Here is a 21,393-nt window from a genome sequence, read left to right on the forward strand (position 1 = left end):
ACTTCCTCGATTTTCCTTTTATGATAAAACATCTACGATAATTTCCTGGCCATTGTCCAACTGGACCCGCCAGGCTGGAATGGCCCGGCCCTGTTGGGCCCTGGAAATATCCTCGATATATCCTTGTTTTGATGGATTAAAATAATAGCAAGCTTCCAAGCCCACTACCGTCCTACCCCGGGCTTCCTTCTTGTCTAGAAGACTTAAAAGGGCCTTTTCAGGGCTAGGCATGACAACTTCCTTGTCTGAAGGCTCAATAATATCTAACCAGAGCCTTGAAAGGCTGTGAACTCCTGATCCGTCCACTTGAAAAATACTATAACTGGTCTCTAGCAATTTCCCCTCATAGACCTTTTTAAAGGTCAGCTGGTAACCTTGATGCCAGGTCTGGCTATTTACCAAGACCAGGTCATCTGTCTTGAACCCTCTCTCCTTTAAAAAGTAGAGGGCTTGGGTTTCAGCCTCTTCCTTGCTGATCTTTTCCTTGGCCAGGACTAGGTCTTTTTGATAGGAGAGCTTCCGGCCATCATAGACCTGGAGGCTTTCCTCGTTTAAACTCAGGTCAGCCTGGGAAAGGGTCTTTTGCCTTAAGAGGGCCTCATTGTGAAAGAAGTCCCGGTTGAGTTGTTCTTCAGTCAAGTTTTCATATTGAACTCTTAGGGAGTTTAACTTTTCCGACTGGAGACGGATGGAGGGGCTGATTTTAATATCTTCACTGGCCAAAAGATCCAGGAGTTCCTGGTTAAACTGCTTGGAAGCAGAGGGACTTTCCAGGATCGTTTTTTGCCGGTAAACCTCATAGCCCAGGGCCAGGTTAGCCAGGGCCAAGGCAATGATTAAGATTGTTTTTATTCTAGACCAATCCAACTTATCCCTCCATCATTAAACTTCCCGTTTCCATGTCCATTAAAAAGACCTGGTCTTTGATTTTCACAGCCCAAACTGCCTTTAAAATCCTTTGTCCTTCAGGGTTTTCCAGCTCTAGATAGGACGAGTCAATCCACTTTACTTTCCCCAGGGTTTCTTCTAAAGACTTAGATCCCGGGTCAAGGCGAGACCGGTTTTGATCGATGATTTCTTCCGGCCCCAAGACTTCCTTGGCAATTTCCACATTTTGGACCATTTCTGTCTCCATGGGCTTTTGGTAGAGGAAGTCCATTTGGCGAATATCCTGTCCTTGGACTTCCAACCGGGCCAGGTAGGGAGCCTGGTCCATCCGGTAGACCCTCTTGTGGTTGGCCAGCATATTGAAATAAAAAATATAGCCAGGGTTTTTCTTGTCTTGGATTCGTTCAATATCGCTGATATACAAGGACTCCGTTATGCCAGTATGGCTGGTAACAAAGTCCAAGGCAGCATCTAGCGACTGGACCAGGCTATCTTCCTGGTCGGGGCTTTTTTGCCCATCCTTGTAGGTCAACCAACCATTCTTATTGAGCCTTAGGACCTTTTGGTCATAGACATAGGTCACAGCTTGGTCCTCACTAATTTCTCGAATATAGTCTATATTTTGCCTTAAATACCGCCGGGCCAGGTTGTTTTGCACCTGGGCAGACATGGTTTGGAGCTTGTTTTCCAAGGGGATGTTCTCCGGTGGTTGGGTGTTGATTCGGGGAATATAGACCATGTTGTCCACCCCGTATTTTTTCCAAAGGCTGGTATAGTTCCGATAACGTCTGGAGTCATAAACCATGGAGACCCGGTCTTTTAAAAGGTCTTGGGTTTTTAAGTGGCCCCGAACCAAGAAAGTTCCCTGGTCTGTCCGGACCACTAAGAGGTCCTTATCTAGACTCAAGTCCATGGACAAGAGTTTGCCAGGAATTTTTTTCGGCAGGGTCGTCAAGTCAAACTGGAGCAATTGGGCCCAGGTTTCATGGTCTAAAATCCCCGGAAAATTCAAACTTAGAAGTTGGTTTTCTTGTAAAAATTTTTGATAGTCCTTGTGCCTTATGGGGGCAATATCCTTGGCCTCCACATTTTCATAGAGGTCCTTTAGGCCCATTTGCATAATGGTCCAATAGGGCTGGATCTTGTAGACCAGGGTTTGTTCTGTATCAGAAAAACTTAAGACCAATTCCTTGGGTCCTAAAAGTTCTAATTTTAAGCGATTTTTTTCAAAGTTTTCCTGTTTCTGACTCTCCTTGGTCATGCTGGGAATTTGAATCCAAATTTCCGCCACCATAAAAATCAAGAGGATGGATAAGGCCCACAAGAGGAAGGTCTTGATGCTTTCTTTCAAAAAGACTCCCCTCCTTTAAAAAAGAGTGAGGCAGTAGTGCCTTGGCCAAAGACAGAGCTCAATTGGATGGAGCCTCCCATGGCTTCTATGAGTTCCTTGGCAATGGATAGGCCCAGGCCTGTTCCACCCATTTGTCGACTCCGACCCTTTTCCACCCGGTAGAAGCGTTCGAATATTCGATTCATATCCTTGGGGGGAATTCCAAGACCTGTATCCTTGACTTGGACCAGGATCCTGGGGCCTCGATTCTTTGCTAAAATAGCCACCTCTCCCCCTTGGGGGGTGTATTTAATGGCATTGGAGATGATGTTGTTTAAGACCCTTTGAACTCCATGAAGGTCTCCGTAAATTTTTTGAATGTCCTCTGCCACTTCCAAGTGGATGCGAATTTGCTTTTCTTGGGCTAGGGGCAGGAGGCTCTCCATGGTTGTCTCAATGACTTCATAAGTGTCCAGACGACTAAGCTTTAATTTTAAGGAGTGGTTGTCCATGTTGGATAGTTGTAAAAGATCCCGGACTAGGGAAACCATCCGGTTGGATTCTCTTTCAATGACCTTTAAAAACCGCTTTCGGGCATCTGGTTCCAAGTCGGCCTCCATCAAGGTTTCTGTATAGGACTTGATGGAGGTTAAGGGAGTCTTGAGTTCATGACTAACATTGGCCACAAATTCCCTACGCATCTCATCTAATTGATGCTCCTTGGTTATATCTTGGAAAACCACAATCAAGCCGGAGTTTTCATCCAACTCATTCTTATAGGGAGCATACTTGATATTGTAAAAAGACTTGTTGATTTCTACCTGTCTTTCCCCAGATAGGCTGGGGGGGTTATAGTAGTTAATTTCCGTCAGGTCCAACTGGTCCATGGGGATTTTTTTCTCCCCAGCCAGAACTTCCTCTGGTAAATTTAAAATTTCTTTGGCAATGGGGTTGATGTGGATTAGGTAGTTGTCCCGATTAATAGCCACTACCCCCTCAGCCATGTAGTGGAAGATGGTGTCCAGCTTGGACCGTTCGATATCCATCTTGTCCATGGTTTCCTTGAGTTCTCCTGTAAGGTAGTTGAACATGGAAGCCATTTGACCAATTTCGTCATTGCTCTTGACTTGGACGTGCTGGTCAAAGTTTCCTTCAGCCAGGTCCTTAGCCTTGGAGGTAATTTCCCGGACTGGTCCTGTTACTGAATTGGCAATAAAAAATCCCAGGATGGTTGTAATGGCTAGACCCAGAATAGTTGCATAGGTCAAGAGCTCCTTGGTATCAGAAACCACACTGTAGACAGGCTCCAAGCTCATGGTCATGTAAAAGACCCCCTGGACTTGACCATCCGCTGAAAAAACCGGCTTGGCCAAGTGACGGATAGGGGCTTGGTTACTTTCTAGGATGGTGGTTTCAGACACATGTCCCTTTAGGGCCTTTAAAACAATTTCCGGCGATAGGTCCCTTTGAGCCAGGGCATTTTGCCCCTGGATCTCATCCTTGGAATTCACCGAAGAAGCTAAAACCACAGGAACCTGGTCCCTGGAAATGATATAGATGGATTCTGTCGAAGACAGCCGCCAGCCATCAATGGTATTTTGCAAGAGACCAGCTTCTTTTCCCCATTCACTGTCCTGGAGATAGCCTGCTGAGGCCACCATGGAGTCAATGGTTTCATTCATTTCCCTTTCAATGGTCTTCATTTGGGAAATTTCCAGACGGTTGATCAAAAAGGTCCCCACAATGGCCATACAGATTAGGATTAAAATAAGATAAATAAAGATAAAACGAGCCTTAAAACTGGATAGCATCTTATCCTCCGAAGTAATAACCTACACCACGTTTGGTTAAGATATAGCGAAAATCTCCGTCTTGGTCTTCAATTTTTTCCCGCAAGCGACGGACTGTGACATCTACAGTCCGGATATCGCCATAGTATTCATAGCCCCAGACCTTTTCCAGGAGCTCTTCCCGGGAATAAACCTGGTCAGGGGTTTGGGCTAAAAATTTTAAGAGTTCGAACTCTCTCAGGGTTAAGTCGATAATCTGCCCCTGCTTTTGGACCTCATACTTGGCCAGGTCAATGGTCAGGTCTCCATGGGTCAAGAGCTTGTCATCGGCCCGTTCGCTTTCATAGTCCAAGCGACGGAGGTTGGCCTTGACCCGGGCAATGAGCTCCCGCATGGAAAAGGGTTTGACCACATAGTCATCTGCACCCAATTCCAGGCCCAAAATCTTGTCTACTTCTTCTTCCTTGGCCGTCAACATGATGACGGGAATCCGACTGTCTTTTCGGATCCTCTTCAGGGTTTGAAAGCCATCTAATTTGGGCATCATCACATCTAATAAGACCAAATCAAATTCTTTTTGCTCTAATTTTTCCAGGCATTGAAGTCCGTCATAGGCATTTTCTACCTCAAAGCCCTCTTTTTGTAAATTATATGAAATAATATCTCCAATGGATTGTTCATCATCCACAATTAATATTTTAGATGTCATAAGAACCCCCTTTTCTCTTATTATACCATATTTATACTTGAGAGCTCTTCTCTATAAGCTAGTTTTTTACAAGTAAAAAGAGATAGCCTCCGCTATCCCTTTTAGTCAAATTTTAATTCAATGGCCTTGAGGTAACCAGACAAAACCACCTGGTCTTTTTGGTTCTTGCACTGGAAGTCCAGCTTGTAGTGAATCTTGTCTCTTTTTTCTTCTGCCTGGTCTATCCGGATCTGACAGATAATATGGTCTCCAGTATAGACGGGCTTGGTAAGGTCATAGAGCATTTGATAGACCAAGAGGTCGTACTCTCCTCCCAGGGTTGTAGGAAGAGTTGCCGTTAGAAGGCCTTGGATCATAATCTCTCCATCTTGGTTTTCCTCTTCATGGTGACGGCCGGTGTAATGGGCCAGGTCAATAAAACCTTTTACATCTTCTTTTGTAAAGCTTCTTTCATAGGTAAATTCTTGCCCTTGTTTAAACTTCATTCCCAATCCTCCTTGATTCTAGCCAGGGGATCAACGGGTTTTGGGAAATTCCATGTGAAAGGTGGTTCCACTACTGGAACTTTTTAAGTCAATGGTTCCCTCAAATACCTTTACTGCATGCTTGACAATGGATAGACCCAGCCCCGTCCCCTTGATTTCTGAAGAGTGGGACTTGTCCCCCCGGTAAAATCGTTCGAAGATCCGTGGTTGGTCCTCGGGTTCAATTCCCGGGCCATTGTCTTTGACCCATAATTGGATGCTGTTTAAGTCTTCTTCTAAGTCCACTTGGACATAGCCTGGGCCCTTGGCATACTTAATTCCGTTGTCCACTAGGTTATAAACCATTTCGTAAAATAACTTCTTCTGCCCCACCAATGTACTACTTTCTCCGGAAAAAATCAACTGGATGTCCTTCTTTTCAGCAATTTCCTTGAGGTGGTCCAGGACGGATTGGATCACTTCTTGAGGGCTAAAGCAGCCCTTTTTAAAGATGTCTCCCCCTTCTTCAATTTGAGAGAGTTTCAAGAGGTCGGATACCAGGTCCATAAGTCGTTTGGCTTCTGATTCAATTCGGTTGCCTACCCGGTGGATGTCTTGGTCTTTAACTAAGCCCTGGCCCAAGAGTTCTCCAAAACCCATAATGGAGGTTAGGGGGGTCTTGAGTTCGTGGCTGACATTGGCCGTAAATTCCCGGCGGTATTGTTCCAGCTCTTCCCTTTGGGTTACGTCTAAAACTAGGACGACAGCACCGCTAATCCGGTCATTTTGAGCAATGGGATGGATGTTGATTTCATAGCTGCCGTTTTCTTTTTTAAAAATCTTCCGACTCCTGTGACCCTTGAGGCCGGACCGGATATCCATTTCCAAACCCGGGTCCACCCGCAGGTTTCGAAAGTGTTCTCCCCGTCTAACCTTGTGGCCTTCTAGGAGGTAGAGGGCGCTGTTGTTAAAGGAGACGATCCTCTCCTTGTCATCCACCAAGAGGAGTCCTTCAGACATGTGGTCTACCATCCATTGGAATTCCTCCTGCCTTTCCCTTTCCCGGGCCAGGGTCCTGTCCAGGGCCTTATTTTGCATGGAAATCCTTTGAACCAAGGGCCAAATTTCTTCATAGAGGGCCTGGTCAGTGGGATGGTCCAAGTCAATATGGTTAATGGGCCGGACAATTTCTTGGACTAATTGTTTTGCTGCAAGGCTGGTTAAGAGAAGGAGAAAACCTAAAACAATGGCCAAGGGAATGATCCCTTGGAGAAAGGGGTTAAAGAGGCTGTCTACCTGTTTAGAAACCCTTAAGACTCGGCCATCAGGCATCTTGTAGGCATAGTTGATGGTCTGCTTATCCATGGTAGTAGAGAAGCGGCGGACAAAACCAAATCCCTCCTTAAGGGCCTTTTGAAATTCCGGCCGGTCATAGTGACTTTTTAAATGACTGGGATCTACCTGGTTGTCATAAAGGACTCGACCGTTACGATCTAGAAGGGTCACCCGGTCTTTGTTTTCAGGCAGCTTTTGAATCTCCCCAGGCTTTTTCCCATTGATGGTATAAGAAAGGTAAAGGGCTTGTTTATAGAGTTCTTGTTGGATACGGTGGTTGTAACCATAGTAAAAAATGCCTCCACCAAGGACCAGACAGGCTAGCAGGACCAGGCCGCTGATTTTTAGGATAGAGGCAAAAATTTGTTTACTTAATTTTCCCTTCATACAATTTTATACCCCAGACCACGCACTGTTTGAATGTGGTCTTTTTCTTGACCTAGTTTTTGTCTTAGAGACCCCATATGAACATCTAAAGTCCGGCTTTCTCCAGCAAAATCTGTCCCCCAAATCCTTTGAAAGAGGGTATCTCTGGAAAAGACATAGCCGGGTCGGGACATGAGAATCCATAGAATATCAAATTCCTTGGGGGTCAAGTCCACTTCTTGGCCGTCTACCTTGGCCAGGTGTCTGGACCGGTCCACTTCCAACTTGCCCAAGCTTAAAACAGATTCGTTTTTCACCCCAGACCGTCTCAAAACAGCCCCAATGCGGCTTAACAATTCCATCATCCTAAAAGGCTTGGTCATATAGTCGTCTGCCCCTGTATCCAATCCTGTTACCATGTCATATTCAGAGTCTTTTGCCGTCAACATAATCACCGGCAGGTCCCTGGTTTGGCTTTGGCTCTTGAGTTTTTTTAAAATATCCATCCCATCCTGCTCTGGGAGCATGATATCTAAAAGAATCAATTGAGGTTTTTCTTCCTCCATCCCCTTCCAAAAATCAGAGGGCTTGCCAAAACCTTTAACCTCGTAATTTTGCCCCTCCAGGGCATATAAAATTAACTCTCGGATACTGTTGTCATCTTCCACAACATAAATCATTCCACCACCTCGGCTTTCTTATCTTTATTATAGCACAAATTGAGCCTTTCTAGGCCAAGGATGCGTCAACCCATTCTCCGATATTTACACAGTGGTCGCCAATTCTCTCCAGGTATTTTGCCACCAACAAAAGATCCAGGTCCTGGGCATGGGGATTTTCCTTCAAGGTTTTTTTAATATCCTCAAAACCTTGGTCCATTTCGTCATCCATGCTCTCTAAAAGGTCCCGGCACTTGGTCTTTTCCACAAAGCCCCTGCGGACCAGGCGAAACATTTCATAGGCCTGCTTGGTAAGTTTGGCCAGGCTGTCCATTTCTTTATTTTCCAATTGACCAGGATGGTCTAAAATAAAGGCAATATCTCGGGACTGGTCACTGATTCTTTCCAGGTCTACTACAACCCCTAGGGAGGCTGTAATCAAGGCCAAGTCTTGGGCTACGGGTTGTTCTCTTAAAATTAGGGCCATGGCCAAGCTTTCCACTTGCTTTTTCTTTTCATCCATGGCTCCTTCAACTTCTGAAATTCGATTGCAAAGGGTCCGGTCTTTTTCTGTTATAAGTTTTTGGAGGAGTTGTAGGGATTGTTCCCCCATCCGGAACATGTCAAAATTCAAAGTTTCTAGACGGTTTAAGTCGTCAATAAATCTCTCTCTCATCAACCGAACCTCCCTGTGATGTATTTGGATGTTTGGGCTTCTTTTGGATTGGAGAAAAGCTCTTGGGTTTCGTTCATTTCTATGACTTCTCCCAAGAGGAAAAAGGCCGTCTTGTCACTGACCCTAAGGGCTTGTTGCATATTATGGGTGACAATGACAATGGTGTAGTGTTGCTTTAAGCTATGGCAGAGGTCTTCAATTTTACTGGTGGAAATGGGGTCCAGGGCTGAGGTTGGTTCATCCATGAGAAGAACTTCCGGTCCCGGGGCCAGGGCTCTGGCTATACAAAGCCTTTGTTGTTGCCCCCCAGACATACCCAGGGCTGAAGAATTTAATCGATCTTTAACTTCATCCCAAAGGGCTGCGTCTTCCAAGGCTTTTTTCACCCGGTCATCCAGCTCTGTCTTGTTTTTAATTCCAGCCAATTTCAGGCCATAGGCTACATTATTGTAGATACTCTTGGCAAAGGGATTGGGACTTTGAAAGACCATCCCCACCCGTCTACGAACTTCAATGGGATCCATTTCTGCGAAGATATCCTTACCATCTAGCTTAACATCTCCCTCAATCCGAACATTAGGGTTAAGGTCATGGAGACGGTTGAGAATTTTTAGAAAAGTGGACTTCCCACAGCCAGAAGGCCCAATTAAGGCCGTTACTTCTTTTTCTTCTATATCCATGTTGATCTTTTTTAAGGCTTGGTTGCTGCCATAGTAAAGATCAACATCATGAGCTTCAAATTTCACTGGTTCTTCCCTCCTTCTAATTTTTTGCTCCAGTGGACTTTTACAAAATAGGCTACCAGGGTAATGGCAACAACTAAAATCAACAAAAGGGCTGAAGCGACATTGGCTTCTTGAGAAGCAGTTGCATGGTGGGCTTGGGTTCTAGCTCCCCAGATGTGTAGGGCTAGAGTTTTCCCCGGTCGGTTGGGGTTAAAGGCATTTAAGGGAGAATTAAAATCAACGCCTGAAAAAAGAATATCTGATGTGGATCCTGCCGTATACATTAAAGCAGCTGCTTCTGCAACAACCCGGCCGGCAGAAAGGACAACCCCAGTTACCAGCCTGTGAAGGCATTGGGGAAGTAAGACGTGGATAAGGGTTTGTTCCCTGGTGGCTCCCAAGGCCATGGATCCAAAGTAAATGGAAGAATCAATTTCATCCAAGGCTTCTTCTGTAGAGGTGGCCATGAGAGGAATATTTAAGATGGATACCGTCAAGGCCCCAGCCCACAAGGACCATTGGGTCCCAGTGAATAGAACAAAAGCCAGGTATCCAAACAAGCCTACCACAATAGAGGGAAGACCCGATAGGGTTCTTAGACCCGCTCTTAGAATGGTATTTAAAGCTGACTTGCTATCAGAATAATAGGACAGGTAGATTCCTGTTGCTACCCCCAAAGGCACTGAGATTAAAAGAGATAGAATGGTTAGATAAACCGTGTTCCACAGAACTCCCAGAAGGCCTCGCCGTCCTCCGAAAAAGGATAGGTCAAAATCTCTAAGTCCCCTAAAAATAACAGAGAAGACAAAAAATCCTACCACGATAAAAAACAAGAGGGCAAATATGCTAACCAGGGTTCTGGCTAGAGCATCCTTCTTTTTTGCATTTTCAATGACTTTTAAGTCTACAGCATTTTTAATCATTTACTCTACCTCGACTTCCAATTTTCCCAATGATAAAGACAAAAACCAAGGAGATGACAAAAAGACTCAAGGCCATAGCCCAAAGGGCTGCATTATATTCTCCCCCTTCCATGGCTCCCCCCATATCAGACGCAATGGCAGAAGTCAGGTTGGTTGTTGGAGAAAGAAGGTCTGCCGGAAAAGCCCTGGTTTTCCCAATAACCATGGCCACAGCCAAGGCCTCTCCAAAGGCCCTGGACAGACCCAAAACAAAGGCTGTAAAGACCCCTGTCTTAGCTGTAGGCAGGATGACATCTTTAATCATTTGAAATTTGGTGGCCCCTAGGCCATAGGCGGCCAATCTTTGGGCTTCTGGTACACTTCGATAACTATCCTTACATAGGGTAATCATGGTTGGTAGGACCATTAGGGCCAAAACCAAGGCCCCTGCCATGACAGAAAATCCATGGGGCCGTCCACTGATTTCTTTTAACCAGGGAACTAAAATCGTCAACCCCATCCAACCATAGATAATAGATGGAACTCCCGCTAAAATTTCCACTAGCATTTGGAAAAAAGCCTTGGTCTTGTCGGGAACCAGTTCCGAGATAAAAACAGAAACAGTAATGGAAAATGGGGCTGCAATTAAAAGAGCAATCCCACAAGTTAAAATCGAACCGACAAAATAAACAGCTGATCCTACCTTTCCACCACCTTCCATGGAATCGTTGGGCGCCCAATCCGAGGAGAAGAGAAACTCTCCTAGAGAATGGTGGTATCGGGTAAATAATTGGATTCCCCTGTAGGCTAAAAATAGGGTGATTAAAATCATAAGCCCTACAACGGCAATACCGAGGCAGCTAATACCACCTCGGACAGCCTTGTCTACTAGACGTTTATTTTGTTTCTTTTCAATAATGGAAACTTTGCTTTCCACGTTTTGATAAGAAGTCATAGGATTTTTAGCGTTCAACTTGCATTTTAGAAGTTACGCCATAACCCATTTTTTCAACAGCTTGACCATATTTGTCGCCCATAATATAGTCTAAGAAGGCTTTTGCAACTTCGTTGGGTTCACCTTTAGTGTACATGTGTTCATAACCCCATACTGGGTATTTTCCATTGTAGGTGTTTTCTAAAGTTGGTTCTACTCCGTCCATTTTGACTGTCTTTACATCGGGGTTTTCTTCTTGTAGATAGGACAGAGCTAGGTAGCCAATGGCTCCTGGAGTGTCTGCAACAGTTTGTAATAAGGTACCGGAATCGTCAGTTTCTAAAGATCCGTCGATTTGTTTTTCACCCTTTAAGGCATATTCTTCAAATAAGGCCCGGGTTCCACTAGTAGATGGTCTAGAAATAGGAATGATTTTTTCATCTGGTCCGCCAACTTCTTTCCAGTTGGTGATTTTACCAGTAAAGATTCCAATCATTTGATCTTGAGTTAGGTCTGTTACCTTTTCAGCAACTACCTTGTTAACAACAGGTGCCATGGTAATAACACAAACCTTGTGGTCTACCAAGTCTTTTGCTTGAGCTTCGTCCAATTTTTCTTCTGCATAAACATCAGAGTTCCCAATGTCAATGGCTCCTTCAGAAACTTGTTTTAAACCAGCTCCAGATCCTCCACCACTCACGCTGATAGAAACTTTTTGATTTTCATCTTGGAAGGATTTGGCGGCATCTTCAACTAGGGGTAAAAGAGCAGAAGAGCCTGCTGATGTAATAGAGCCTTCTAAAGTGGATTCTTCAGCTGGGGCTTTGGCATTGTTTCCTCCATTGTTGGCAGTGTTGGCAGTATTATTTCCTCCACCACCACAAGCGACTAAAAGCATCGTAGCTGCAAGTACAATTGCAGAAATTCTTTTTTTCATTTTTTACTTTCTCCTTTCAAACATTCAAAGTATATGCTTATTGTACTGGCCCCAATGTAAAGATAAAAACCTGGTCTATGTAAAGATTTTGTAAAATATTTTTTCCCCTGAAAATAGCCCTTTGTGGAGGTTTAATCCTCTAATCTCCCCCTCTAATCTTTAAAAAGTAAAGGGGCATTGTAAATAGAAAGACAAGGCCTCTTAAAATTTTTACTCTTTTTTGGAGAAAGTTTTTGACTCTATTAACTTTTCAAACCCGCCTTTTAAGGCAATAAAAAAAACCATAAGCATTGAAGATTCAACACTTATGAGTCTTATAAATTCTGGAGCGGCTGATGAGAATCGAACTCACATCCTAAGCTTGGGAAGCTCATATTCTACCATTGAACTACAGCCGCAATCTTTCTTGCCCTCTATTATACCACGAAAGCCCTCTGGAGAAAATAGTTTTTCCCAGTAAAAAAGAGACCGTCTTAGGCGATCTCTATCTCATTTAAAGACGATCTCCAGCTCTTTCTCTTAGATAGGAGTAGAGGTCTTTTTCTTTTTTAAATAGGGGCGTTTTTCCATAGAGATGCATCCGAACCAAGGTCGGTGGAACAAGTCCTGCCTCTTGGATGGCCTTTTCATTTAAGAAAACCTGGTCAATACTTCCCTCGGTAACCATCTCTCCATGGCTAATAACATAGACATAGTCGCAAACATCGTAGATAAAGTCCATATCATGAGAGCTGACAATGAGCTTCTTGCCCCGGGCCACCAGGCTGGCTAAAAGTTCCTTGATGGACTCAGTCATAGAGGGGTCCAAACCCGCTGTTGGCTCATCAAAAAGAATGGTTTCACAGTCCATGGCCAAGATCCCTGCAATGGCTACCCTCTTTTTTTGCCCATAGGATAGGTAGTGGACGGGTCGGTTGGCTAAGTGGGTGATATTTACAGCTTCCATGGCCTTTTGCACCTTGTCTTCAATAACATCCGGGTCTAATTTTTGATTTTTCAAGGCAAAGGCGATATCGTCTTTAACATTGGAGTAGAAAATTTGTTGGTCCGGGTCTTGGAAGACCATGGACACCTTGGACCGAAAGTCATTTAAGTCCTTTTTCTTATAAGACAACTCTTTATCTTGATAGTAGACTTTTCCTTGACTAGGTCGGTAAATCCCCAGCATGTTTAAAAAGATAGTGGACTTCCCGGCACCATTTTCTCCCAAAAGGCCCACACAAGATCCCTTGCTAAAGTCCATATTTAAATTTTTAAGGGCATTTTCGCCACCCTTTTGATAGGCATAGGATAGGTTTTCTAGTCTTAACATAGGTCCTCCTAAAGATAAAAGTGTCCGTCAAACAACTTGCAGTCTAAGGCTACTTTGTAGCTGGTAAAACTCTTCATCATAGAATCAAATAGGGCTCCTGCAATAATGGAAGAAGACCGAATCATCAAAGACTTGTTCCGGTAGCCCCCCTTTAAAATCAAGGCCCTTTCCAGAGTGTGGAATTCCTCAAAGAAAATGGCTATAAAGCGATACATTAAAACCATTTGTTCTATAAAGGCCTCCGGTGTGTGGAGGGACTTTAAAAGATAGATCATTTGATTCATGGGAATGGTCAGGGCCATAAAGTAGGTGGCTGAAATTCCAGCCATAGATCGGAAAAAGGTCTTCTTTGCAACCTCCACTGAAGCATAGTTGAGCCCCATGTGGAAGGGTTTTGCAAAAAATAAATAGTCAATCTTGTCAACTTGGAAGGATAGAACCATGGCCAAAAGGCTCATACAGAGAAAGACCAAGGGGAGGGTGTAGAGTTTTGCTACCCTCCGGGCTGGTAATTTAGCAAGAAAAACCATGCTCCCAAACAAGAGGACTATAATGACTAGATGGCATAGGATAGATTCATTGACAAGAGCGAGTACCAGTAAAAAGATACCGATACTCGCTTTTATCCATGGGTTTTTTTGGCTTAACCCGTTATTATATGCCAAAGAGTCAATTTGAGGCATTTTTCTTTCCCTTATTGTAGCCTAGGTAGTAGCCAATAATAATGGCTCCCAGGGCTGCTTGAGAAGCAAACAATAAAGATTCGATTTCACCAGACTTGGGTTCAATCAGTGGTTCAAACCATGGTTCGTAGTCTGGATTGCTTTCTGTAATTTGGCCTTCTGCCGCATCATCTGACCCGCCGAATTCACCATTTGAAACAGCATATAGAGGTCCGATGATAAGGGCCAACATAATAATGACTAGGATAGTTTTAGTTGATTTTTTCAACGAGTTCACCTGCCCCTCCGTATTCTTTAACCTTATCATAGATTAAAGTAGTTAAGATACCTTCCATAATCGCAATGGGTACTTGAGTTGTGGCAAAGATTGCAAGATACTTAACCACTTCACCCATCATGTTACCAGCTGGGAAAGCAAGACCCAATTGGAAACTTGTTACGATGTAGGTAAATAAGTCTGCAATGGTTGCTGTAATGAAAACAGCTACTAGGTCTTTAACCCCTGCCTTGCGTAGACCCTTGTAAACCAGGTAACCAACAATAGGACCTGCAATGGCCATGGAAAAGGCATTGGCTCCCAAGGTAGTTAAACCACCGTGGGCCAAAAGTAGGGCTTGGAAGATCAAAACAATAGTTCCCAAAACAAACATGGGAGCTGGTCCAAAAATGGCGATTCCCAAACCAACGCCTGTTGGGTGAGAACATGATCCAGTAACAGATGGAAGTTTTAAGGATGAAAGTAAAAAGACAAAGGCACCTGCTAGGGCAAGTAATAATTTTTTGTCCGGATCATTTTTCCCAATTTCAGTAATTCTCTTAAGACCATAAATAACAAATGGAGCTGCAATGATAAACCAAATCAAAGCCCATTTTTTTGGTAAAAATCCCTCCATGATATGCATTGCATAGACACTTTGTGAGTTTGCCACTGCAATGTATAGGGCTAGGAGAGGAAAATATTTTAAATATTTTGAATATTTTTTCAAGTTTACGCCTCCTACTTCTCTAACGATACAAAATATAACGAATGATTCAGACGGGGGATTTCCCGGGAATCCACCCTCCTTTACAGATAGAATTATATACTAGATGCTTCTTTTTTGCAACAAGTATTTGTAAATATGCTCTTGCTTTTTTCGTCTTTATACCCATAGGGGTACTAGCATATCTGCTTTATCCCATTTCCCCTAACTTCTCTTTTGTTTTTTAAATAAAATACATTTTTATTTAAAAAAATAAGAAGCTATTTCTAGCTTCCTATTCTTACTGGCCAATACTTTCCATATTACGTCCATTTTTTGTATAGAGTTTATAGTATTCTCCCCCCAGGGCCATAAGGTCTTCATGGTTGCCTTCTTCAATAATTCCCTCCTGGGTCATAACCAGGATCCGGTCGGCATTTTGGATGGTTGTCAGCCGGTGGGCTATGGTTAGGGTGGTTCGGTTTTGAGAAAGTTTTTCCAGGGAGTCTTGGATGATGATTTCGCTCTTATTGTCCAAGGCCGAAGTGGCTTCGTCCAGGATTAGAATCGAGGGATTTTTCAAAAAGACCCGGGCAATGGAGATTCTCTGTTTTTGCCCCCCAGACAACATAAGGCCCCTTTCCCCTACATAGGTGTCGTAGCCTTGGGGAAGGTCTTGGATAAAGTCATGGGCTCCGGCCAGTTTGGATGCCTGGATAACTTCTTCCCGGCTGGCGTCCATCTTACCATAGAGGATATTTTCATAGACGGTACCAGAAAAGAGGTAGACGTCTTGTTGAACAATACCAATATGGCTCCTAAGGTCGGCCAATTTCACCTGGCGGATGTCTATCCCATCAATGGATATAGACCCCCGGTCCACATCATAAAAGCGTGGAATCAAGGAGCACAGGGTGGTCTTTCCTGACCCCGACGGTCCCACAATGGCAATATTTTCTCCCGCCTGGATGGACAGGTTAAAGTCCTTCAGAACTCTTTCATGGTCATTGTAGGAGAAATCCACATGGTCAAAGACAATATCTCCTCGGACTTGGTCAAAGTCTTTGGGGTTTTCCGGATCTTTAATTTCAGAAACTTCAGACATGATTTCACTAAAGCGTTCAATCCCCGTCATCCCCTTTTGGAACTGCTCTGTAAATTCCACAATCCGTCTTACGGTGGTTAAGAGGGTGGTAACATACATAACATAGGCAATGAGGTCTCCCGGTTGGATCCGACCCTTGATCATAAAGATTCCCCCACCCAGGATGACCACCAGGTACATCAGGCCGTCAAAAATCTTTGTCACCGTGTTAAAGCCTGCCATGGACTTGTAAAATTGTCGCTTGATTCCTAGGAATTTGACATTTTCTCCTTGGAATTTTTCCAATTCCTCTTCTTCGTTGCCAAAGGACTTCACCACCCGGATTCCTAAAAGAGAATCTTCAATGGTGGAGTTTAGGTCCCCTACATGGACCCTTTGGTCCTTTTGGGCCTGGCGCATCTTGTGGTTGTAGCTAGAGGCCCCTATAATCATCAAGGGAATCAAACTATAGAGGATCAGGGTCAGGGGTAGGTTGATCTTGGCCAAAATAATAAAGGAAATCAAGATTTTTAAGCCACCAATGAAGTACTCTTCCGGACAGTGGTGGGCAAATTCAGTAATGTCGAAAAGATCATTGGTCAGCCGACTCATAATCTGTCCTACCTTGGTTTCATTGTAGTAGCGATAGCTTAAGCCTTGGAGGTGGGCATAGACATCGTGGCGCATGTCGGTTTCAATCTTGGCCCCCATAATATGGCCTATGCTGGTCATATAAAATCCAGCGATAACTTCCACGGTCTTGACCACCAGGTAAAGCAGGGCTAGTTTAACAATAATTCCTACACTTAGGCTCTCCAGGTCCGTCATCCCCGTATTGGTAATAAAACGTAAAATCAAAGGCAGGACCATCTCTGAAAGAGTGGTGAGGCCTGCACAAAATAAATCCAGGTAGAGAATGGCCTGGTAGCGCTTAAAATAAGGAAGAACTTTTTTTATTAATTTAAAACTTTTCATATAACCTCCTTTTCATACTCTATTTATTATAGCCAATGGGACCTATATAGACAAGTTAGGTCCACTTTCTTAAGACCAGGAAGTAGACCAAAGTTTTAGATTTTTCTTTTCAATTTCTGTTAAAATTATTTTTTTTGCTCTATAATAGAAGTATTATAAGGACTGGATAAGGAGGGACCAGGATGAAATCTTTTCGCGGAGAAATTTGTGTTATTCTATCAACTTTAGGCTTTGGATCCATGGGTGTTTTGGCTAAGGGGATCTATGAATCAGGCTATGGCGTCCTAGCTACCCTGACTCTTCGTTTCTACTTTGCCAGCCTGGTCCTCTTGGCCTACCTGGTCTTGTCCAAGGAATCCTTCCGGCTAACCAAAAAACAAGGCTTCCTTTTGGCTGCCATTGGGGGATTTTTTTATTCGGCCTTTTCTATTTGCTACTTTGCCGGCCTCCGCTTTACCGACGCCTCCATTGTAGCCTTTGTCTTTGCCCTCTACCCCGTCATCGTCACCCTCTTGAATTTTTTCTTCTTCCATGAATCCATGTCCAAAAAAAAGGTCCTCTGCCTGGTTCTAAGTGTCCTGGCCCTCTACTTCCTAACCCGGAGTCCTGGGGCCAATGTCAATTTCATCGGCGTGGTCATCTCCCTAGTTGGAGGAAGCCTCTATGCCATCTACACCATGCTTCTGGACCACAAGGACCTCCAATCCCTGTCCCCTGTAGTGACTACCTTCTATATCATCTTATCCACCGGCCTGGTCCTAAGCCTCCTATGCCTGGTCCGGGGAGAAAGGCTTCTACCCATTAGCTCCTCCCAAGGGCTGTCCCTTCTTCTTTTGGGAATTGTCTCTACAGCCATGGCCATCTTGACCTACAATACTGGAGTCCGGATTTTGGGCTCTACCAAGGCCAGCCTAATTGCCAATTTTGAAGCCCTGGTTTCCACTATTTTAGCCATGGTCTTTTTAGGAGAATACCTGACCTGGATTCAATGGATTGGAGCCCTTTTAATGATTTCTGTCATCTTCTTAATTGGCAGCTTGGACGGAAAAGAAACTAGCCAAAAAAGCTCTTAAAGTAAAATTTTAAGCAGAAAAAACCGGGATCTGACCTGAACCCCAAAATCCGGAATACGGATGGAGGGGTTTTTTGTATGCCAAAATACACAAAAGAATTTAAAATACAACTAGTGCTAGAATATTTATCAGGAGAAATAGGCGGGCGTGAAAAGGTAGCTAAAAAATATGATATTCCAGATGGAACTTTGAAAAACTGGATAGAAAAATACAAGTCAGGAGGATTTGATAACTTATCTAAAAAACTAAGAAACAATAATTACACTAGTGAATTTAAGTTATCTGTAATACAATATAGGCAAATCAAGAATACTTCGCTTAGAGAGACTGCAGAGCATTTCAACCTTGTAAATGAATCCATAATATACAGGTGGGAGAAAACTTATCAAGAGCGTGGTCTTTCTGGGTTAGAAGATAACAGAGGAAGGCCTAGTAAAGATATGACTAAATCAAATAAAAAGTCTAAACTTAATACTCCAATAAACGAAAGTGAAAGAGAAGAATTAATAAGATTAAGAGAAGAAAATAGACTTCTCAAAATGAAGATAATATACGAAAAAAAGCTACAAGCCTTGCTACTGGAAGAGGAAGCAGAAGCAAGGAAAAGACAAAGATAATCCTCAAGTTAATAAAAGAATATCCAAAAAGCAAGATAAGTGAATGGCTAGAAATAGCTGAGTTACCAAAATCATCCTACTACGAATGGAAAATAAAATTAGAAAATCCAGTAGATAAAGACAAAGAAATTAGAAGGGAAATTACAAGCATAGTTGAAGAATCAAAAGGTAGATATGGCTACAGAAGGGTGACTCAAGTATTACAAAATAAAGGGCTTAATGTCAACCATAAAAGAGTTTTAAAAATAATGAGAGAAGAATTTTTGCTATGCACCAAATTTAAAACTAGATCAAGAAAATATTCATCATACAAAGGGCAAATAGGAAAGGTTGCAAATAATGTTGTAAATAGACAATTTAAAGCAAGTAAACCAAACCAATTATGGTTAACAGACGTAACAGAATTTAGAATAAAAGGTGAAGAAAAAAAACTATACCTATCACCAATATTAGACCTATACAACAGTGAAATAATAAGCTATACGCTAGGTTATCACCCAACAATAGAATTAACAAATACAATGCTAGAAAAAGCATTAGAAAAAAATAGAGACATTAAAGATTTAACTATACACTCGGACCAAGGATTCCATTATCAACATAGCTCTTGGACTAATAAACTAGAAAAAATGAATATTACACAAAGTATGTCAAGAAAAGGCAATTGTCTAGACAATTCTCCAATGGAGAACTTCTTTGGAATCTTGAAACAGGAAATGTTTTATGGGGAAGATTTTAAAAGTTATGAACATTTGATAAATGATATTGAAAAATATATTAAATGGTACAATGAGGATAGGATTAAAACAAAATTAAACGGAATGTCCCCTGTTATGTACAGATTACATTCCGCTTAAAATATTATTAAATTGTTCCGTGTTTACGGGTTCAGGTCATTAAGCAGGCTTTTTTTATTTTCTCCTGACCTTCTATTTGTTAAAATTTAGGCCTTCTTTTACATTCAATGACTTGTTGAATCTTGGGGAATTTTTCGGTAAAATAGACCTTAATTATTTTATTCGTTGACTTTTTTTATTTACTTAAGGAGATGCCTATGCCAAAAACATTAGCCTATAAACTCATCGCCTCCCATCTTTTAGATGGAGACCTGGAAGCTGGCAAGGAGGTTTGCTTAAAAATCAACCAAACCCTGACCCAGGATTCTACAGGAACCATGGTCTACCTCCAACTGGAAGCCTTGGATGTAGACAAGCTGGCTACAGACCTTTCTGTGGCCTACATCGACCACAACATGCTCCAAGCAGGCTTTGAAAATGCCGACGACCATGCCTTTATCCAATCGGCAGCAGAAAAATATGGCCTCATCTTCTCCAAACCCGGGGGAGGCATTTGCCACCAAGTCCACCTGGAACGCTTCGGAAGACCTGGAGCTACCCTGATTGGGTCTGACTCCCACACCCCTACTGCCGGGGGGTTAGGCTCTCTAGCCATTGGGGCTGGAGGCCTGGACGTGGCCGTTGCCATGGCCAAGGGCTTTTACTTCTTAACCCTTCCCAAGGTCTATGAGGTCTACCTAGAGGGATCCTTGAAGGCCAATTGCAATGCCAAGGATGTCATCCTGACCATTTTGAAAAAACTTTCCGTCAAGGGTGGCGTGGGCTATATTATGGAATACACCGGTCCTGGGGTCAAAAGCCTATCTGTCCCGGACCGGGCCACCATTTGCAATATGGGGGCGGAATTAGGCGCCACCAGCTCCGTCTTCCCCTCTGACCAAGTGACCCAGGACTTTTTACGGGCCCACCACCGGGAAGAAGACGTCCTTGAACTGGGACCAGACCCAGGAGCCTCCTATGATGCCCGTTTGGAAATTGACCTGTCGGCTATTGAGCCCATGGTGGCCAAGCCCCATAGTCCTGACGCTGTTGTTCCTGTTTCAGAAATTGACTCCCTAAAGGTGGACCAAGTAGCTATAGGTTCTTGCACCAATTCTTCCTATGCCGACCTTATGGCTGTGGCCCAAATTTTAAAGGGCCACCGGGTCCATCCCGATGTTTCCCTGGTCATTAGCCCAGGATCAGCCAACATCTTGAAGATGCTGGCAGAAAATGGAGCCCTGGCCACCATGATTGCCTCGGGAGCCCGGATTTTAGAATCCGCCTGCGGTCCCTGTATTGGCATGGGCCAAGCCCCCAAGTCCAAGGGCATCAGCCTCCGGACCTTTAACCGCAACTTCAAGGGCCGGTCCGGCACCAAGGACGCCCAAATCTACCTGGTAAGTCCCCAAACTGCCGCCAGTTCGGCCATTAAGGGCTATTTGACTCCCGGCCAAGAAGTGGACATCCCCAGACTTTCTTCCTATGACCATGTAGATGATTATTTTATCTATCCCAAGGAAAAAGACCAAAGACGGAAGGACCTGGTTATGGGCCCCAACATCAAACCCTTCCCCTTAAACGATTCCCTGGAAGACCAAATCCAAAAAAGAGTCCTCTTAAAGGTCCAAGACAATGTCACTACAGATGATATTGTTCCCAGCCACGCTGGACTTTTACCCTACCGATCCAACATCCCCCACCTGGCCCACTATGCCTTTTCCACCCTGGTGGATGACTTTTACGACCGGGCCAAGGAAAATGACGGGGGCTTTATCCTAGCTGGAGACAACTACGGCCAAGGGTCTTCCCGGGAGCACGCCGCCTTGGTCCCCCTCTATCTTGGGGTCAAGGCTGTTTTGGCCAAGAGCTTTGCCCGGATTCACCGGTCCAACCTCATCAACTCCGGTATCCTCCCCTTGACCTTTGCCGATCCAGCCATCTATGGCCTGGTGGATCCAGAAGATGAGCTTCTTTTAGACAACTTGCATGAGGGCCTGACCAAGGGTCAAATTTTGGCCTTCAACAAGACCAAGGGCCTGGCCTTTTCTCTAGAATTTAAGGGGTCTCCCAGAGAGTTGGCCATCCTTTTGGCCGGAGGTAACTTGAATTATTCAAAAAATTTGGAGGTTTAAT

General features: G+C 43.8%; 21 protein-coding genes and 1 tRNA gene. 4 read left to right on the top strand and 18 right to left on the bottom strand.

From position 1 onward, the window contains the following. Positions 1 to 18 precede the first annotated feature (18 nt). From CS898_RS01775 to CS898_RS01860, 18 genes are all read right to left on the bottom strand, one after another. Positions 19 to 867 carry a two-component system regulatory protein YycI gene (locus CS898_RS01775; protein ID WP_099207893.1) on the bottom strand — a complete coding sequence of 283 codons (849 nt, stop codon included), beginning with the start codon at positions 865 to 867 and terminating at the stop codon, positions 19 to 21. A 1-nt stretch (position 868) separates the two neighbouring features. After that, on the bottom strand, positions 869 to 2,239 hold the full coding sequence (locus tag CS898_RS01780; protein ID WP_099207894.1) for a hypothetical protein: 1,371 nt from the start codon (positions 2,237 to 2,239) through the stop codon (positions 869 to 871). After that, positions 2,236 to 4,029 (bottom strand): sensor histidine kinase, encoded by a 1,794-nt coding sequence (locus CS898_RS01785; protein ID WP_099207895.1) that lies wholly within the window; start codon positions 4,027 to 4,029, stop codon positions 2,236 to 2,238. Before CS898_RS01785 ends, CS898_RS01780 begins: the two co-directional genes overlap by 4 nt. A gap of 1 nt (position 4,030) precedes the next feature. After that, a complete protein-coding gene (locus CS898_RS01790; RefSeq protein ID WP_099207896.1) occupies positions 4,031 to 4,717 on the bottom strand; it encodes a response regulator in 687 nt (228 codons plus the stop codon). A gap of 101 nt (positions 4,718 to 4,818) precedes the next feature. Continuing rightward, positions 4,819 to 5,202 carry a hotdog family protein gene (locus tag CS898_RS01795; RefSeq protein ID WP_034437668.1) on the bottom strand — a complete coding sequence of 128 codons (384 nt, stop codon included), beginning with the start codon at positions 5,200 to 5,202 and terminating at the stop codon, positions 4,819 to 4,821. 30 nt (positions 5,203 to 5,232) lie between these two features. Then, positions 5,233 to 6,903, bottom strand: a complete 1,671-nt coding sequence (locus CS898_RS01800; protein WP_099207897.1) for a sensor histidine kinase — start codon at positions 6,901 to 6,903, stop codon at positions 5,233 to 5,235. Next, the gene (locus CS898_RS01805) at positions 6,900 to 7,562 is read right to left on the bottom strand and encodes a response regulator transcription factor (RefSeq protein ID WP_009430038.1); all 663 of its coding nucleotides are present in this window, start codon (positions 7,560 to 7,562) and stop codon (positions 6,900 to 6,902) included. Before CS898_RS01805 ends, CS898_RS01800 begins: the two co-directional genes overlap by 4 nt. A 49-nt stretch (positions 7,563 to 7,611) precedes the next feature. Then, positions 7,612 to 8,217, bottom strand: a complete 606-nt coding sequence (locus CS898_RS01810) for a phosphate signaling complex PhoU family protein (protein WP_099207898.1) — start codon at positions 8,215 to 8,217, stop codon at positions 7,612 to 7,614. Beyond that, the gene (gene pstB / locus CS898_RS01815) at positions 8,217 to 8,963 is read right to left on the bottom strand and encodes a phosphate ABC transporter ATP-binding protein PstB (protein WP_009431787.1); all 747 of its coding nucleotides are present in this window, start codon (positions 8,961 to 8,963) and stop codon (positions 8,217 to 8,219) included. Before pstB ends, CS898_RS01810 begins: the two co-directional genes overlap by 1 nt. Continuing rightward, entirely contained in the window at positions 8,960 to 9,865 is a 906-nt protein-coding gene (locus tag CS898_RS01820) for a PstA family ABC transporter permease (protein ID WP_009430914.1), read from the bottom strand. The genes pstB and CS898_RS01820 overlap by 4 nt, the downstream gene beginning before the upstream one ends. Then, the gene (gene pstC, locus CS898_RS01825; RefSeq protein ID WP_009431534.1) at positions 9,858 to 10,799 is read right to left on the bottom strand and encodes a phosphate ABC transporter permease subunit PstC; all 942 of its coding nucleotides are present in this window, start codon (positions 10,797 to 10,799) and stop codon (positions 9,858 to 9,860) included. The genes CS898_RS01820 and pstC overlap by 8 nt, the downstream gene beginning before the upstream one ends. Positions 10,800 to 10,806: 7 nt before the next feature. Next, the gene (locus CS898_RS01830) at positions 10,807 to 11,715 is read right to left on the bottom strand and encodes a phosphate ABC transporter substrate-binding protein (protein ID WP_009432001.1); all 909 of its coding nucleotides are present in this window, start codon (positions 11,713 to 11,715) and stop codon (positions 10,807 to 10,809) included. Between the two features lie 324 nt (positions 11,716 to 12,039). After that, positions 12,040 to 12,113 (bottom strand) — tRNA-Gly (locus CS898_RS01835). A 95-nt stretch (positions 12,114 to 12,208) separates the two neighbouring features. Further along, positions 12,209 to 13,027: an energy-coupling factor ABC transporter ATP-binding protein gene (locus CS898_RS01840; protein ID WP_009431992.1), complete on the bottom strand. Its 819-nt coding sequence runs from the start codon at positions 13,025 to 13,027 to the stop codon at positions 12,209 to 12,211. A gap of 8 nt (positions 13,028 to 13,035) precedes the next feature. Beyond that, positions 13,036 to 13,692 (bottom strand): CbiQ family ECF transporter T component, encoded by a 657-nt coding sequence (locus CS898_RS01845; protein WP_159459103.1) that lies wholly within the window; start codon positions 13,690 to 13,692, stop codon positions 13,036 to 13,038. A gap of 4 nt (positions 13,693 to 13,696) precedes the next feature. After that, positions 13,697 to 13,987, bottom strand: coding sequence for an energy-coupling factor ABC transporter substrate-binding protein (locus tag CS898_RS01850; RefSeq protein ID WP_009431691.1), 291 nt, complete (start codon positions 13,985 to 13,987; stop codon positions 13,697 to 13,699). Next, positions 13,962 to 14,696 carry an energy-coupling factor ABC transporter permease gene (locus CS898_RS01855; RefSeq protein WP_234975997.1) on the bottom strand — a complete coding sequence of 245 codons (735 nt, stop codon included), beginning with the start codon at positions 14,694 to 14,696 and terminating at the stop codon, positions 13,962 to 13,964. The genes CS898_RS01850 and CS898_RS01855 overlap by 26 nt, the downstream gene beginning before the upstream one ends. Positions 14,697 to 14,973: 277 nt before the next feature. Continuing rightward, positions 14,974 to 16,731, bottom strand: coding sequence for an ABC transporter ATP-binding protein (locus CS898_RS01860; protein WP_099207901.1), 1,758 nt, complete (start codon positions 16,729 to 16,731; stop codon positions 14,974 to 14,976). Positions 16,732 to 16,913: 182 nt separating this feature from the next. On the opposite strand from CS898_RS01860, the gene CS898_RS01865 reads away from it, so the two are divergent. From CS898_RS01865 to CS898_RS01880, 4 genes are all read left to right on the top strand, one after another. Then, positions 16,914 to 17,804, top strand: a complete 891-nt coding sequence (locus CS898_RS01865; protein WP_099207902.1) for a DMT family transporter — start codon at positions 16,914 to 16,916, stop codon at positions 17,802 to 17,804. A gap of 77 nt (positions 17,805 to 17,881) precedes the next feature. After that, positions 17,882 to 18,421 (top strand): helix-turn-helix domain-containing protein, encoded by a 540-nt coding sequence (locus CS898_RS01870; protein ID WP_099207903.1) that lies wholly within the window; start codon positions 17,882 to 17,884, stop codon positions 18,419 to 18,421. Continuing rightward, entirely contained in the window at positions 18,355 to 19,278 is a 924-nt protein-coding gene (locus tag CS898_RS01875; RefSeq protein ID WP_143614556.1) for an IS3 family transposase, read from the top strand. The genes CS898_RS01870 and CS898_RS01875 overlap by 67 nt, the downstream gene beginning before the upstream one ends. 197 nt (positions 19,279 to 19,475) lie before the next feature. Then, positions 19,476 to 21,392 carry an aconitate hydratase gene (locus CS898_RS01880; RefSeq protein ID WP_099207904.1) on the top strand — a complete coding sequence of 639 codons (1,917 nt, stop codon included), beginning with the start codon at positions 19,476 to 19,478 and terminating at the stop codon, positions 21,390 to 21,392. Position 21,393 lies beyond the last annotated feature (1 nt).

The organism is Urinicoccus timonensis (assembly GCF_900232945.1).
Lineage (GTDB): Bacteria > Bacillota > Clostridia > Tissierellales > Peptoniphilaceae > Urinicoccus > Urinicoccus timonensis.